The sequence below is a fragment of the Streptomyces sp. NPDC005181 genome (genome assembly GCF_040608395.1).
Taxonomy (GTDB): Bacteria; Actinomycetota; Actinomycetes; order Streptomycetales; family Streptomycetaceae; genus Streptomyces.
This window is the reverse complement of record NZ_JBEXID010000015.1, coordinates 25173-40406: the sequence shown is the minus strand read 5'-3', so window position 1 is coordinate 40406 and position 15234 is coordinate 25173. Positions and strand designations below refer to the sequence as shown.

The 15234-nt window shown below is 69.1% G+C and carries 15 protein-coding genes and 1 pseudogene; 8 read left to right on the top strand and 8 right to left on the bottom strand.

Annotated features, from left to right (window positions below):
• Window positions 1-15: 15 nt before the first annotated feature.
• Window positions 16-1002: a LuxR C-terminal-related transcriptional regulator gene (locus ABZV38_RS13070; RefSeq protein ID WP_356326866.1), complete on the top strand. Its 987-nt coding sequence runs from the start codon at window positions 16-18 to the stop codon at window positions 1000-1002.
• A gap of 78 nt (window positions 1003-1080) precedes the next feature.
• Here the strand turns inward: ABZV38_RS13070 and ABZV38_RS13065 are convergent, their stop codons facing one another.
• Window positions 1081-2757 (bottom strand): fumarate hydratase, encoded by a 1677-nt coding sequence (locus tag ABZV38_RS13065; RefSeq protein WP_356326865.1) that lies wholly within the window; start codon window positions 2755-2757, stop codon window positions 1081-1083.
• Window positions 2758-2938: 181 nt separating this feature from the next.
• Between ABZV38_RS13065 and ABZV38_RS13060 the strand changes: the two genes are divergently transcribed.
• Complete coding sequence (locus ABZV38_RS13060; protein WP_356326864.1) at window positions 2939-3613, top strand: DUF1707 domain-containing protein; 675 nt, start codon at window positions 2939-2941, stop codon at window positions 3611-3613.
• A 159-nt stretch (window positions 3614-3772) separates the two neighbouring features.
• Window positions 3773-4144, top strand: a complete 372-nt coding sequence (locus ABZV38_RS13055) for a WhiB family transcriptional regulator (protein WP_356326863.1) — start codon at window positions 3773-3775, stop codon at window positions 4142-4144.
• A gap of 134 nt (window positions 4145-4278) precedes the next feature.
• Here ABZV38_RS13055 and glpX read toward each other — a convergent pair whose 3' ends face one another.
• Window positions 4279-5310 (bottom strand): class II fructose-bisphosphatase, encoded by a 1032-nt coding sequence (gene glpX / locus ABZV38_RS13050; protein WP_356326861.1) that lies wholly within the window; start codon window positions 5308-5310, stop codon window positions 4279-4281.
• 167 nt (window positions 5311-5477) lie between these two features.
• Here glpX and ABZV38_RS13045 point away from each other — a divergent pair, with 167 nt between their 5' ends.
• Window positions 5478-5996: a DUF4245 domain-containing protein gene (locus ABZV38_RS13045; protein ID WP_356326860.1), complete on the top strand. Its 519-nt coding sequence runs from the start codon at window positions 5478-5480 to the stop codon at window positions 5994-5996.
• Window positions 5997-6072: 76 nt separating this feature from the next.
• Here ABZV38_RS13045 and ABZV38_RS13040 read toward each other — a convergent pair whose 3' ends face one another.
• The 4 genes from ABZV38_RS13040 to ABZV38_RS13025 all read right to left on the bottom strand — a co-directional run bounded on the left by ABZV38_RS13040 (window position 6073) and on the right by ABZV38_RS13025 (window position 9750).
• Entirely contained in the window at window positions 6073-6663 is a 591-nt protein-coding gene (locus tag ABZV38_RS13040; protein ID WP_356326859.1) for a malonic semialdehyde reductase, read from the bottom strand.
• 139 nt (window positions 6664-6802) lie between these two features.
• The gene (locus tag ABZV38_RS13035; protein ID WP_030969405.1) at window positions 6803-7051 is read right to left on the bottom strand and encodes an exodeoxyribonuclease VII small subunit; all 249 of its coding nucleotides are present in this window, start codon (window positions 7049-7051) and stop codon (window positions 6803-6805) included.
• Between the two features lie 97 nt (window positions 7052-7148).
• Complete coding sequence (gene xseA, locus ABZV38_RS13030) at window positions 7149-8360, bottom strand: exodeoxyribonuclease VII large subunit (protein ID WP_356326858.1); 1212 nt, start codon at window positions 8358-8360, stop codon at window positions 7149-7151.
• A gap of 40 nt (window positions 8361-8400) precedes the next feature.
• Entirely contained in the window at window positions 8401-9750 is a 1350-nt protein-coding gene (locus ABZV38_RS13025; protein WP_356326945.1) for an APC family permease, read from the bottom strand.
• Window positions 9751-9894: 144 nt separating this feature from the next.
• Here ABZV38_RS13025 and ABZV38_RS13020 point away from each other — a divergent pair, with 144 nt between their 5' ends.
• Entirely contained in the window at window positions 9895-10926 is a 1032-nt protein-coding gene (locus tag ABZV38_RS13020; protein WP_356326857.1) for a 4-hydroxy-3-methylbut-2-enyl diphosphate reductase, read from the top strand.
• 84 nt (window positions 10927-11010) lie between these two features.
• Window positions 11011-11748, top strand: a complete 738-nt coding sequence (gene ppgK, locus ABZV38_RS13015; protein WP_356326856.1) for a polyphosphate--glucose phosphotransferase — start codon at window positions 11011-11013, stop codon at window positions 11746-11748.
• Window positions 11749-11766: 18 nt separating this feature from the next.
• Here ppgK and ABZV38_RS13010 read toward each other — a convergent pair whose 3' ends face one another.
• Together ABZV38_RS13010 and ABZV38_RS13005 are read right to left on the bottom strand one after the other, a co-directional pair.
• Window positions 11767-12276 (bottom strand): DUF6542 domain-containing protein, encoded by a 510-nt coding sequence (locus ABZV38_RS13010; protein ID WP_356326943.1) that lies wholly within the window; start codon window positions 12274-12276, stop codon window positions 11767-11769.
• 593 nt (window positions 12277-12869) lie between these two features.
• Entirely contained in the window at window positions 12870-13808 is a 939-nt protein-coding gene (locus ABZV38_RS13005) for a hypothetical protein (protein ID WP_356326855.1), read from the bottom strand.
• A 182-nt stretch (window positions 13809-13990) separates the two neighbouring features.
• Between ABZV38_RS13005 and ABZV38_RS13000 the strand changes: the two are divergent.
• A pseudogene (locus ABZV38_RS13000) lies at window positions 13991-14289 on the top strand (transposase family protein); the annotation flags it as partial.
• Between the two features lie 146 nt (window positions 14290-14435).
• Window positions 14436-15158, top strand: a complete 723-nt coding sequence (locus ABZV38_RS12995; protein WP_356326854.1) for a DUF4839 domain-containing protein — start codon at window positions 14436-14438, stop codon at window positions 15156-15158.
• The last annotated feature ends 76 nt before the right edge of the window (window positions 15159-15234 follow it).

Here is a 15234-nt window from a genome sequence, read left to right as displayed (position 1 = left end):
GTAATCTGCATACTTGTGAAGGACGATCAATCCAGCCCACGGGCATGTGATTGCCGCGAATCGTCGCCGGACCGTCCCTGCGGGACGGCGCTGGCGGCGTACCGGCGCGCGCTCATGGAGGGAAGCCTTCCGCAGGACGGTGCACCCGCCTGTCTACGGGCCCTGCAGCTGGTGGTGACGGACCGGGACGCACCGGGTTCGCTGATCCCCGTACCGCCGGAGACGGCATCGTTCGCCGCACTCGGACCCATCGAGGAGGCGATCGTCCAGCAGCGCCGCCACCTGCGCGCGGTCCGCGCCAGCCTCGCCGCGTTCGAAGGGCTCTACGCGGAAGTGCACCGGCCCGAACAGCCCGTACTCACCCGTCTCGCCGGAAGAGCCGTCATCAGCAAGGCACTTGACGCGGCCGTGGGCAGCTGCCGGAAGGAGCTGCTCACCGCACAGCCCGGCGGCGGCCGCCCCTCGCACGTCCTCGGCGAGGCGCTCCCCCGCGATCTGCGGATGCTGCGGCGCGGCGTGCGGCAGCGGACGATCTACCAGCACACCGTCCGCTCGCACCGGGCGACGCTCTCCTACATCGAGCAGGTGACCTCGGCCGGAGCCGAGGTACGGACAGTCGCCGAAGTCGTCGACCGGGTCATCGTCTGCGACCGGGAAATCGCGTTCGTGCCCGTCCCCGACGAGCCGCACACGGCGCTGCGGGTCCAGCACCCGGCCCTGGTCAGCCTGGTGGTCCGGAACTTCGACAACGCCTGGTCCCGTTCCGTCCCGATCCGCCCCGACGGCGCGCCGCTGCGCTCCTCCGTCATCATGTCCGACCTCCAGCGCACCATTCTGCTGGCGGTCGTGGGCGGCGAGACGGACGCGTCGATCGCCCGCCGGCTCGGGATGAGCCGCCGCAGCGTCGCCGAACACATGCGGAAGGTCTCGGAACAACTGGGCAGCAGCAGCCGCGCCCAACTCGGCTATCTCCTCGCTACGTCGGGGCTGCTCGACCCCTGAGCGAAGCGGTGCGGACGCACCACGGGGGCGCCCCGGCCGCAACCGGAACGCCCCCGCAGGCACGTACGCACGAGGTGATCAGGCGAGACCGGGACCGCGCACCGGAATGCTGGTGAACGTCGGCACCGGGGCGGGCTCGGTGAAGAAGTCGTTGCCCTTGTCGTCGACGACGATGAACGCCGGGAAGTCCTCGACCTCGATCTTCCAGACCGCCTCCATGCCGAGCTCCTCGTACTCGACGACCTCGACCTTCTTGATGCAGTCCTGGGCGAGGCGCGCCGCCGGCCCGCCGATCGAGCCGAGGTAGAAGCCGCCGTGCGTGTCGCACGCGTCGGTGACCTGCTGGGACCGGTTGCCCTTGGCGAGCATCACCTTGGAGCCGCCCGCCGCCTGGAACTGCGCGACATAGCTGTCCATGCGGCCGGCCGTCGTCGGGCCGAAGGAACCGGAGGCGTATCCCTCGGGCGTCTTCGCCGGGCCCGCGTAGTAGACCGGGTGGTCCTTCAGGTACTGCGGCATCTCCTCGCCCGCGTCCAGCCGCTCCTTGATCTTGGCGTGCGCGATGTCGCGCGCCACGACCAGCGGACCGGTCAGCGAGAGCCGGGTCTTGACCGGGTACTTGGTCAGCTCGGCGAGGATGTCGTCCATCGGCCGGTTCAGGTCGATCTCGACGACGTCACCCGCCTCGTCGAGGTGCTGGTCCGTGGTGTCCGGCAGGAAGCGCGCCGGGTCCTTCTCCAGCTGCTCCAGGAAGACACCCTCGGCGGTGATCTTCGCGGTGGCCTGGCGGTCCGCCGAGCAGGACACGGCGATCGCGACGGGCAGCGAGGCACCGTGCCGCGGCAGGCGCACCACGCGCACGTCGTGGCAGAAGTACTTGCCACCGAACTGCGCACCGATCCCGATCTTCTGCGTCAGCTCGAAGACCTTCTCCTCCAGCTCCTTGTCGCGGAAGCCGTGACCGGTCGGGGAGCCCTCGGCGGGCAGCTCGTCCAGGTAGTGCGCGGAGGCGTACTTCGCGGTCTTCAGCGCGAACTCGGCCGACGTACCGCCGACGACGATCGCCAGGTGGTACGGCGGGCAGGCCGCGGTCCCCAGCGAACGGATCTTCTCCTCCAGGAACTTCATCATGGAGGTCTCGTTCAGGACGGCCTTCGTCTCCTGGAAGAGGAACGACTTGTTGGCCGAGCCGCCGCCCTTTGCCATGAAGAGGAACTTGTACGCGCCGCCGTCGGTGGCGTACAGCTCGATCTGGGCCGGGAGGTTCGAGCCGGTGTTCTTCTCGTCCCACATGGTCAGCGGGGCCATCTGCGAGTAGCGCAGGTTGAGCTTGGTGTACGCGTCGAAGATGCCGTGCGACAGGGCCTCCTCGTCACCACCCGAAGTCAGCACGTTCTGCCCGCGCTTGCCCATGACGATCGCGGTGCCGGTGTCCTGGCACATGGGGAGGACACCCGCGGCGGCGATGTTCGCGTTCTTCAGCAGGTCGAGGGCGACGAACTTGTCGTTGGACGACGCCTCGGGGTCGTCGACGATCCGCCGCAGCTGCGCCAGGTGTGCGGGGCGCAGATAGTGCGAGATGTCGTGCATCGCCTCGGCGGCCAGGGTGCGCAGCGCCTCCGGGTCGACCTTGAGGAACGTACGGCCGTCGGCCTCGAAGGTCGAGACGCCCTCGGCGGTCACCAGCCGGTACGGCGTGGTGTCCTCTCCCAGCGGGAGTAGATCGGAGTACGCAAACTCTGGCATTACGGCCATTCCTCACTCGGCGACAGCGGCTGACCACCCTTGGGCAGCGCACCCACCAGGGTAGAACGCCGCAAGCGGGTCGAACCTGTGAGGTAAGGCTCAGTTCCAGCCCCGCATGCGCCGCTCGCCCGCTCCGATCGACCCGGAGTGGCCCTAGTCGCGATCTATCGCGTTTGGGTACGCTGGGTCGGTGGACCTCGAAAAGCACCCTCAGCAGCCCGCAGCCCCGGCGCCGCCCGCGCCCGCCGGCATCCGCGCCTCCGACGCAGACCGCGACCGGATCGCGGACATCCTGCGGGAGGCCATGGCCGAGGGCCGGCTGACCGTCGAGGAGCACGCCGAGCGGGTCGACGCCGTCTACCGCGCCAAGACCGTCGGCGAACTCGAACCGCTGGTGCAGGACCTGCCGACTCCCGGCGGTTCCGCGCGGCCGTCGTCCGCCACGCCGTACGCGTACGGCCCCGAGGCCCCCGCGGGCCCGGCCGACAATCTGGTGGCGGTCTTCAGCAGCTCCACCCGCAAGGGCCGTTGGCGGGTCGGTGGCCGTACGAACGCCTTCGCGCTCTTCGGCAGCGTGGAGATCGATCTGACCGAGGCGCTTTTCAGCCAGAGACTCACCGTCATCAACGCGACCTCCATCTTCGGCAGCGTCGAGATCAAGGTTCCGGAGAACATCTCGCTGCGCGGCAGCGGAACGGGGGTCTTCGGCAATTTCGAAGTCGTCACACTGGAATCCGCGGACCCGGAAGCCCCGGTGATCGTTGTCAACGGCTATTCCGTCTTCGGAAACGTCGAGGCAAAGCCGAAGCGCGGGAAACTCATTACGGATCTCCACAACCAGCTGCGCAAACACCTCGGCCGCTGAACCCGCACCGGTCCGCACCGCCCTGGATCAGGCCATATTTCCGATCGACCGCAATTCCGTCACCCGGAAGTCCGTGCCACCCAGTGCTTAGGCGCGCGCACAGCGGGTAGGGAGTGCTGCATCGTCTCTCGCTCGCGAAGCCGTCGTCAGGAGTAGACCGTGCTGCAACTGCCGCATCAGCCCCTGCAGGTCGCCGCCGTTCCCACCCAGCGCACTCCTGCTCGGGAGGACCAGGCCGGCCCCTGGCACTCGGAGGCGGTGTGCCGCCGGGACGAAGCCGGGCTGTTCTTCGCCCCGTCGAAGGAGCCGACTGCTGCCCGACTGTCCCGCGAGGAGTCCGCGAAGCGGGTCTGCGCGCGCTGTCCGGTGATGGTCGAATGCCGGGAACACGCCTTGATGCAGCCCGAACCGTACGGGGTGTGGGGCGGTCTCACCGCTGCCGAGCGCCGTGTGGTGCTCGCCCGCCGCAGACGGCGCGAGATGGAGCTCAAGGCGGCCGCCTCGGCCGACCGCATCGCCGCAGCCGGCTGACGGGCCCGCACTGCGCTTCTGGACCGACGGCCGGCCCGACGACCCCGCACCGACGCGAAGAGGCGCCCCCACCGCACATGGGGGGCGCCTCTTCGCGTTCCGACGCGTACCGCGCGCCGCCTGCCTCGCGCGCTCTACTGCGCGCGGTCGAAGTCGATCGCGCTGTAGGCGCGCAGCTTCGACAGCCGGTGGGTCGAGTCGATCTTGCGGATCGTGCCGGACTTGGACCGCATCACGATCGACTCGGTGGTCGCCGTCTCGCTGCGGTACCGCACACCGCGCATCAGCTCACCGTCCGTGATGCCGGTCGCGACGAAGAACACGTTGTCGCCGCTGACCAGGTCGTCCGTGGACAGCACCCGGTCGAGGTCGTGCCCGGCGTCCAGCGCGCGCTGCCGCTCCGCCTCGTCCTTCGGCCAGAGCTTGCCCTGGATGACACCGCCGAGGCACTTTATGGCGCAGGCCGAGATGATGCCCTCGGGGGTGCCGCCGATGCCCATCAGCAGGTCGACGCCGGTGCCCTCACGGGCGGCCATGATCGAGCCGGCGACATCGCCGTCGGTGATGAACTTGATCCGGGCGCCGGTCTCCCGGATCTCCTTGACGATGCCCTCGTGGCGCGGGCGGTCCAGGATGACGACGGTGACGTCCTCGGGGGCGGAGTTCTTTGCCTTTGCGACCCGGCGGATGTTCACCGACACCGGGGCGTTGATGTCCACGAAGTCGGCGGCCTCGGGGCCGGTGACCAGCTTGTCCATGTAGAAGACCGCGGACGGGTCGAACATGGTGCCGCGGTCGGCGGCGGCCAGCACGGCGATCGCGTTCGGCATGCCCTTGGCGTTCAGGGTCGTGCCGTCGATCGGGTCCACAGCGATGTCGACCTCGGCGCCGGTGCCGTCACCGACCCGCTCGCCGTTGAAGAGCATGGGCGCTTCGTCCTTCTCGCCCTCACCGATGACGACGACGCCGTTCATCGAGACGGTGGAGACGAGGGCCCGCATGGCCTTCACAGCCGCGCCGTCGGCGCCGATCTTGTCGCCGCGGCCCACCCAGCGCCCGGCGGCCATGGCGGCGGCCTCGGTGACCCGGACCAGCTCCAGCGCCAGGTTGCGGTCGGGGGCCTCCGGGGAGACCTCTAGTTGTGACGGTAGGTGATGCTCGGACATCGGAACGCACCTTTCTGTACGGCGACGACCGGAAGAGGGTGCTGTGACTCTATCGCCAGGTCGACAAAATGAGCAGACCGGGTCACGTATGAGCGGCCGCGCTGGCCGGTTGTCGTATTCGACCTCCCCTCGGTGGGGCCCGTCGGACGCAATGCGAACATGGACCCGTGGCAAGCAAGCGAGGCAAGCAGACGGTGCGGGACATGTTCCTGTCGATGGCGGTGATCTCCGCCGTCGCCGGGGGTGTCTACATTTTCGTACCGCACGACGACAAGGCCAACCCGGTGCAGCCGGTCGACTACCGGGTGGAGCTCCTGACGGCGCGGCGTGCGGCGCCGTATCCGGTGGCCGCTCCGGCCGGTCTGTCCAAGGACTGGAAGCCCACCTCGGTCAGTTTCGAGCGCCAGTCGGGCAACGGCTGGCACCTGGGCTTCCTCGATCCTGACGGCAAGTACGTCGCGGTGGAGCAGTCCACGTCCCCGGCGAAGAAGTACGTGTCCGAGGTCAGCCAGGACGCGAAGAACACCGGGCGCACGCAGCAGGTCGCGGGCGAGACGTGGCAGCACTGGGAGGGCCCGAAGTACGACGCGCTGGTGCGTCACGACGACGGCGTGACCACGGTCGTCACGGGCTCGGCGTCGCCGCAGCGGCTGGCGGAGATGGCCGCCGCACTCAAGACGTCCTGAGCCGGGCATACGGCATACGGGGAAGGGCCCTGGAGCACCGAGTGCTCCGGGGCCCTTCCCCGTGCGGCCGGACGGGTCAGACGGTCTCGATGACCTCGTCGTAGGCGAGACGCGGCAGACGCGGGAACCAGGCGTCCTCGCCCGGCTTGCCGATGTTGACGACCATCAGCACGCTGTGGTCGCCGTCGAGGAACTCCTTCTCGATGCCCGCGGCGTCGAAGCCGGTCATCGGGCCGGCGGCCAGACCGGCGGCGCGGACGCCGATGATGAAGTACGCGGCCTGCAGGGCGGCGTTCAGCGTGGCGGACGTCTCACGGACCGGACGCTCGGAGAAGAACGCGTCCTTGGCCTGCGGGAAGACCGGGAACAGGGCCGGGAGCTCCTCGTGGAACTCGTTGTCGGCGGCGAGGATCGCGACCAGCGGGGCGGTGGAGGTCTTCGGCTGGTTGCCCTCCGCCATGTGGCTCACGAGGCGCGCACGGGCGTCGTCGGAGCGGACCAGGACGATGCGCAGCGGCGACTGGTTGAAGGCGGTGGGGCCGAACTTGACCAGGTCGTATATCGCCTGGACCTGCTCCTCTGAGACCGGCTCGTCGGTGAAGGTGTTGGCGGTGTGGGCCTCGCGGAAGAGGAGGTCCTGGGCGGCGGGGTCAAGAGCGAGGGACATCTTGCGGAAATACCTTCCGGACGAATGCGGATCAAGCGACGCAGTGACCGTAACCGAGAGGTAGGTTAACTTTCAACTAAAGCCTGGCCTGGGTGATCCACCCCACAAGCGTGTGCGTGGACGGCGCGCCCCTAGGAGGTCACCCGGCGTCGTCCTGCTGGTCCTTCCCGGGCTGGGCGAGGGCCTCGTCCAGGCGGGCCCGGGCCCCCTCCAGCCAGCGCCGGCAGACCTTGGCCAGTTCCTCGCCCCGCTCCCACAGCGCGAGGGACTCCTCCAGCGTCGTGCCGCCCGCCTCCAGGCGCCGCACGACTTCGATCAGCTCGTCGCGCGCCTGCTCATAGCCGAGCGTGTCCGTGGCGGCAGCTGCCGTTGTCGCGTCGTCCGTCATGTGATCCACCCTATGTGTGAGCTACGACAGCCAGGCCCGAACCGCGTCCGCGGCTGCGCCCGGTCCGGGCGGAGGGAAGAGGGGCCGCCGTACCGGCTTACTCGGCCACCCGCACGGTGAACTCGCCCTCCGACACCCGCGCCCGCAGCTCGTCGCCCGGCGCCCCGGCGTCCGCGGGAGAGCGGACCACATGACCGTCCGGCCGCTGCAGCACCGCGTAACCGCGCTCCAGCGTCGCCGCGGGCGACAGCGCGACGACCCGCGCCCGGGTGTGGGCCAGCTCCGAGTCCGCCCGGTCCAGCAGATGCCCCAGCACCCGGCGGCTGCGCCCGACCAGCGCGTCGACCTCAGCCGCGCGCTCGTCCACCATCCGCAGCGGCTGCTGCATGGAGGGCCGGCCCAGCGCGTGCGCCAGTCCCCGCTCCTCCCGGTCGAGCAGCCCCCGTACGGTCCGCAGAGCCCGGTCGCGCAGCTGCTGCACCCGGTCCAGCTCCTCGCCCACGTCCGGCACGACCTTCTTCGCCGCGTCCGTGGGCGTGGACGCCCGCAGATCGGCGACCAGATCGAGCAGCGGGGAGTCCGGCTCGTGTCCGATCGCGGACACCACCGGCGTACGGCACTGGGCGACCGTACGGATCAGCTGCTCGTCCGAGAACGGCAGCAGGTCCTCCACGCTGCCGCCGCCGCGCGCCACGATGATCACGTCGACATCCGGCAGGTCGTCCAGCTCCTTCACCGCCTGGACCACCTGGTTCACCGCGTGCACACCCTGCACCGCCGTATTGCGCACCTCGAAGCGCACCGCGGGCCAGCGCCGCCGCGCGTTCTCCAGCACATCGCGCTCGGCGGCCGACGCCCGCCCGCAGACCAGGCCGATCAGCTGCGGCAGGAACGGCAGCGGCTTCTTCCGGTCCAGGGCGAAAAGTCCCTCGCCGGCCAGGGACTTCTTCAGCAGCTCCAGCCGGACCAGTAGCTCACCGATGCCGACCGGCCGTATCTCCGTGGCCCGCAGGGACAGCTGGCCGCGGGGCGCGTACCACTCGGGCTTGGCGAGGACGACGACGCGGGCGCCCTCCGTCACCACATCCGCGATCCGGTCGAAGACCTGCCGGAAGCAGGTCACGCTCACCGAGATGTCGTGCGACGGGTCGCGCAGCGTCAGGAACACCACCCCGGCGCCCGGCCGCCGCGACAGCTGGGTGATCTGCCCCTCGACCCAGACGGCCCCGAGCCGGTCGATCCATCCGCCGATGAGCCGTGACACCTCGCCGACGGGCAGCGGGGCTTCCGCGGACGTATTGAGAGCCATGCGAGCGAGCGTATCCGCCACCACGGACAACAAGGCAGCCCTACACAGCCGGGCTCCGCCCCCACTGCATCGCCAGCACCACCAGCCCCACCCCCAGCCAGCAGACCCCCACCACCTGCGCGCTCGCCGTCGCGCCGAGGATCACCGCGATCAGCACACCCGCACCCACCACCGGCACCAGCACATGCCGCCACCAGCTCGGCGGCCCGTCCATCCGGCGTACGGCGAACCAGCCGACCACCGACGCGTGCAGCAGCACGAAGGCCGTCAGCGCACCGATGTCGACCACCGACACCAGATGGTCGAGGCCGTCGTCGCGACGGGCCGCCCAGACCGCCGCCACCAGCGTCACGGCCGCGGCGATCAGGATCGCGACCCGCGGCACTCCGGACCGCGGGTCGACCCGGGCCAGCAGCGAGGGCAGCCGCTGCCCCCTGGCCATGGCGAAGAGCAGCCGCCCTGCCGCCGCCTGCCCGGCCAGCGCCGCGAACGCCGCCCCGATCGCCTTGCTCACCGCCACCAGGTCGTGCAGCCACGTGCCGACCGCGAAGTCGACCGTGTCGTAGAACGCCGACCCCTGCCTGGCCGGCTCGGCGGCCAGTTCCGCCGAGGTCATCGGCTCCAGCAGCGCCGCGAGATAGCCCTGCGCCACGAACAGCACCCCCGCGAGGGCCAGACAGAACAGCACCGCCCGCGCCACCTTCTCCGAGCCGCCGGTGACCTCCTCCGCGAACGAGGCGATGGCGTCGAAGCCCAGATACGAGAGCACGGCCACCGATACCGCACCCAGGACCGCCTGCACGGAGAAGCCGGAGTCACCGGTGAACGGCGTCCACCAGCCGCGCTGCGCCCCGTCCCGTACGAGAACCACCACCGCCGACACCAGGAAGACCAGCAGCACCACGATCTCCATCGCGAGCACCGCGAAGCCGACCCGCGCGGCAGCCCGTACGCCCCAGAGGTTGAGCAGCGTGGTGATGACCACCGCCAGCGCCGTCCACACCCACCGCGACACCTCCGGGACCAGCGAGTTCATCGCGATCCCGGAGAAGAGATAGGCGACCGCCGGAATCAGCAGGTAATCGAGCATCGCCATCCACCCGGCGATGAACCCGGGCCCTTCCCCGAGCCCTTTGCGTGCGTACGTGAAGACCGAACCGGCCAGCGGGGCGACGCGCACCATCTGCGCGTAACTGAACGCGGTGAAGCCCATGACGACGGTCGCCGCGATGTACACCAGCGCGACCGCGCCGTCCGATTTCGCATCGAGCGTGCCGAAGATGCCGACGGGTGCCATGGGGGCGATGAACAGCAGTCCGTAGACGACCAGGTCCCGGAACCCGAGTGTGCGCCGCAAGGCCGCCCGGGCCGCCGTACTGCTGCCCGCCATGAACCCTCCGTCGATCGCAAGGACACCGTCGCGTACGTGCATACGTGGCATTACAGGGCGTACACGTGGCGAACGTCGCGTACGGCTCAGTCTCCCGACACGGCCGAACCCGCGCCTGTTCGGTACGGCCTTACGATGGGACGCATGACTGCTTCGCCCAGCCCGTCACCGGCCGCCGCCCCGAGTGCGGGCACCGCGCGCCGCAGTGACACCCGCCGTGTCCTGCTCGCCGCGCCCCGTGGCTACTGCGCGGGCGTGGACCGTGCCGTGATCGCCGTCGAGAAGGCCCTGGAGCAGTACGGGGCCCCGATCTACGTCCGCCACGAGATCGTGCACAACAAATACGTCGTGCAGACCCTGGAGAAGAAGGGCGCGATCTTCGTCGACGTCACGGCGGAGGTGCCCGAGGGCTCCATCGTGATGTTCTCCGCGCACGGCGTGGCGCCGACCGTGCACGCCGAGGCCGCCGAGCGCAGGCTCGCCACGATCGACGCGACGTGCCCGCTGGTGACCAAGGTCCACAAGGAGGCCGTCCGGTTCGCCAGGGAGGACTACGACATCCTCCTGATCGGCCACGAGGGCCACGAGGAAGTCATCGGCACGAGCGGTGAGGCCCCCGACCACATCACGCTGGTCGACGGCCCCGAGGACGTCGCCCATGTCTCCGTGCGCGACGAGTCGAAGGTCGTCTGGCTCTCCCAGACCACGCTCTCGGTCGACGAGACGATGGAGACGGTGGACGCGCTGAAGGAGAAGTTCCCGCAGCTGGTCTCGCCGCCCAGCGACGACATCTGCTACGCCACGCAGAACCGGCAGATCGCGGTGAAGAAGCTCGCCGAGGACGCCGAACTGGTCATCGTCGTCGGCTCCAAGAACTCCTCGAACTCGATCCGCATGGTCGAGGTCGCCCTCGACGCGGGGGCCCCGGCGGCGCACCTGGTGGACTTCGCGAGCGAGATCGACGAGAGCTGGCTGGAAGGTGTCACCACGGTCGGCCTCACCTCCGGCGCCTCGGTCCCCGACGTGCTCGTGGACGGCGTACTGGAGTGGCTGGCCGAGCGCGGCTACGGCGACGTGGAGACGGTGAAGACGGCCGACGAGTCGATCACCTTCTCGCTGCCCAAGGAGCTCCGCCGGGACCTGCGCGCAGAGGCGGCGGCACTCACCGCCGAGTGATGCGCACCGGCCACTCCCCCGGGGGAGTGGCCGGTGCTCCGGGAAGGGGGGCGGGGTGCGGCGTCAGCCCGTACGGTGGATCACATGCAGATCTTCGGCGTGGACATCGGCGGATCCGGGATCAAGGGCGCTCCCGTGGACCTGGACCGCGGAGAACTGGCGCAGGAGCGCCACAAAGTACTGACACCGCATCCGGCCACGCCCAAGGACGTGGCCGACTCCGTGGCCGAGGTGGTCCGCCACTTCGACTGGTCGGGCCCGGTCGGCGTCACCTTCCCGGGCGTCGTCACCGGCGGTGTCACCCGCACCGCGGCCAATGTCGACAAGGGCTGGATCGACCACGACGCCCGGACGCTGCTCGGCGAGAAGCTGGGCCTTCCGGTGACCGTCCTCAATGACGCCGACGCGGCCGGAATCGCCGAAATGACCTTCGGCGCGGGGCGCGGCCGCAAGGGGACCGTGATCATGCTGACGCTCGGTACGGGGATCGGCAGCGCCGTCTTCATCGACGGGCAGCTCGTCCCCAACACCGAGCTCGGCCATCTGGAGCTGGACGGCCACGAAGCGGAGAAGCACGCCTCCACGAAGGTCAAGGAGGACGAGGAGCTGAGCTGGCACCACTGGGCGCACCGGGTGCAGAAGTACCTGGCCCATCTGGAGATGCTGTTCACGCCCGAGCTCTTCATCATCGGCGGCGGAGTCAGCCGCAAGGCCGACAAGTTCCTGCCGCTGATCGAGCACGTACGGGCCGAGATGGTGCCGGCGGAGCTGCAGAACAACGCGGGCATCGTGGGCGCGGCAATGGCGGCGGCAGGCAGATAGCTCTTCCTGCCCTCGGCCTCAGGGCTTGTCCTTCGCCCGAGGGCGCCGGGGAGGCCGGGCGGGGCGGGTCGGCCGCGCCGCCTGCGCGGCCAGCCGCATCCGCCGCCGGCGCTGCCGCATCAGCCGGACCTTGCGCACGGTGGCGATGAGCCCGGCGATGAGCGTGCCGCCGTACAGCCAGCCGGCATGGACAGCGAGCGCCGTGACCACCGCCATCGTCTGCCCGCCGAAGTTGCCCGTGCCGCCGGCGATCGGAATCACACCGACGGCGAACGCGATCGGCACACTGATCGGTGCGGTCACCAGGTCCGCGGGCCGCACCCAGAGCGCGGTCAGCGCGCTGACCGGCAGGAACAGCACCCCGTACAGGACCGACGAACCATCGAACAGCAGCCAGTCGAGGCAGGCCAGCGCGAACATGACGGCGGCGGCGAACAGTCCCGCACCGATGCCGGTCAGCCGTGGATTGGGCAGCCTGCGCAGGACGGGCGGCACTCGTCGTGCCCGCGCGCCGGGCGTGCTCACCACCCGGTAGACGGTGGCGGCCTCGTCGATGGTGCCCTGCGGGGACTGCTCTGACGACTGCCGGCGCTGAGGGGGGCGTGTTCTGGGCTGCTCCACCGGGACAACGTAGGTCGGGAGGTGGGAGGGAGGAGGCGTTGGACACGCCCTTTGGATGACCTTGGCGAAGAGTTCGATGCCACATGGTCGAACGGGAACCGCACCGACCCCCGTCCGGACGCGTGACTACCCGCTTGCCCCCGCCCGTAAACTGGAGAATCGGCCCACCCGTCCTTACTCCAGGAAGTCGCCAACGTGTCGCTCACGATCGGGACGGTGAGCCTTAGGCGCAAACTTGAGCTACTGAACCGCTTCCAACCTCACGAGTGGTTGTGGCTGGTAGCCCCGGCGACGGGCAGGAAGAAGGCTCCTGGTAGACGGGTTCACGGCCAAGAACACCAGTCCGCCAGGAGCTTTTCGAATGTGGTGACGCCGGGACAAAACCGGAGCGTGCAGATCGGCCGGGGCAACTTCGGCCCTGAGGACTTCGAGCGGATCGAGCAAGCTCTCAAGAGCTGAGCATGCACGGCGATGCGGTGCTCTCCCAGCGGGAGGGGCAGTCAGAGGTTGGCACGCGCTTCGGCCAGCTTCACGTCCGCCGCCCGCATCTCCCCGCATGCCTGCGGGTGCCTCTGATCCATCTCCTCAAGCCGTACCGGGAACTTGGACAGAGCCGTGGTCGCCTCCAGGTCCAGTTCGGCGTCGAACTCGTACGGCTTTTGCGAACCGATCGGCGCCGGTCGCGGCGACGACTTCACATGCGCCATTGCCGCGATCTTTCCATCGACCCCGCCGAAGTAGATCCACAGCCGGTCGCCGTCCCTCATCCGCTTCAGTGACTTCCCGAGCCACCACTCGGTCGGACCGGAGTCTTCGCGCGCCAGCCTCGCGACCCGCGCTGGGGTGGAGGGGCCGTTCTCGATCGTGTCGCGCTCCGGGTCCAGGCAGTACAGCCAGTCCCGAGGGCCGACGACCTGGTAGACAGCGCGTCCGCCTCGGTTCGGAATCTTTTCCAGCACCTCCTGCTCGGTCAGTGCCCGCAGCAGTGCGCGGGCCCGCTTGTCATCGATCTCCCAGCCGTAGCTGTTCAGGGTGGCGACGACGCGGGCCGCGTCCCACTCTCCGTTCTCGCCGGTCACCCGGCTCTCCAGCATCTCCACCTGGGTCAGCCGGGTCTGACTGCGTGGCCGGCCGTGCCGTTCCAGCAGGTCGTACAGCTTTGCCGCGCCCATCCTCGCGGCGATGCCGAGGGCGCTCCGGTCCACGGCGCCGCTTTCGTCGACCGCCACGATGGCCCTCTCCCGCCAATCCTCCAGACCCTTCAGCAGTCTGGTCACAGCTTCGATGTCCCGCCACAGGTCATGAGGCGCGGCCTGCTCCGACAGCAGCACCTTGTCTTGCAGTGCGGCGCGCACCACTCGGGCGAGCTGGTCGGAGGAGATCACGACGCTCTCCTGGCTTCCGTCGTCGCCGAAATTAAAGTCAACCCGCGTCGCCATTGCGACTCCTCTTCTCTGGATTGGAGAGGAGCTTACATCCTGCTTCTGTCGGCACGCCACCGCTCGGACGGCACTGGGCAGTTGGGCATCCCGAAGCGACCGGTCAGGTCGCGGGCGCGGCCCGGCGTGAGGCCACCGAGGATCCTGGCCGCCCGCGATCTGACCCTGGCCGAGGCCGGTACCTGACCGCTGCCCGCTAGCGCGGAATCGTCGACGCACTCGCCGCCGCCGCGGGACTGAAGTGCTGGGCGGGCAAGGCGTACCAAGACGCCGGACGGCACATCCGAGTTCCCTTCCGGGGCCGTCGGCTCAAGCGCTGGAAGCGACGACGCAACAACAGCCACGCCAAGATCCGGGGCGTCGGCGAGCAGGCCATGGCGTCTTGAAGGGCTGGCGCCTCCTGCGGAAGCTCCGCTGCGGCACCGACCGGAGCACCGACTTCGTGAAGGCCGTCCTCGTCCTTCACTACGCCTCATCGTGAGGTTGGCTTCCAGCTCGGCCGTGTCCAGGTAGGCCATGGCCTGGGAGAGTAGGGCCGACCTCGAAGAGGGTGCCGAGATCCTCGCGGAGTCCCCTATGCTCGCGAGCAGTTGGTGTGAACAGTTCATTTAGGGGGCGCGGAGCCGCATGGCCGACGAGATCAGGTACGAGTACAAGTCAGTGCGAACAGTTCGCGGCACCGACGGCTTGGTGATCTCGAAGATGCAGAAGGATGGCTGGGAGCTCGCGGAACAGGACCAGGGCAGGCTGCGCTCCACCCTCAAATTCCGCCGGCCGAAGAAGCCCCTGCCACGACTCCTGATCGGCACGGCGGTCGGCGGCCTTGTGGTCCTGGCCATCATCATCGGCGTAGCCGCGGCGCTCGAGGACGGAGGCGAGAAGAAAGATGAGTCGAACAAGCCGATGACGACCGCAGAACCCTCTGTCACGCCGACTCCGACCGCGGCGAAGCCAGCTGCCGCTGAGGTGATCACGCCTGAGAACAACCCGGAGTTCGCGGCGCTGCTGAAGACGGGGGACTCGTGCGACGACGCGAACCAGGACTTCGCGACCAAGCATGAGGGGCAGACGGTTGCATTCAACGGCTCGATCGTGCACATGGCGCCCTACCGTGACTACAAGACCCGCTATGACTTCCTCTTGGGCCCAGGCGACAAGGGACCGCAGACGACGGTTGGCCCGGGCTTCAAGTATGAGAACGTCAACATCGGGAACCTGAACCTGACCGGCAAGAAGATCCCTGCCACAGTCGGCGCAGGCGACAAGTTCCGCTTCGTCGCCGAGGTGGGTGAATTCAACGCGAACCAGTGCCTCTTCTTCCTCTACCCGGTCGCGACGGAAATCCGGTAGTGAAGATCGACGGCTGCGTCATCACAGACCAGCATCCCGGACCATTTTCTGATCAGGCCGTTTGTGGTTCGTGTGT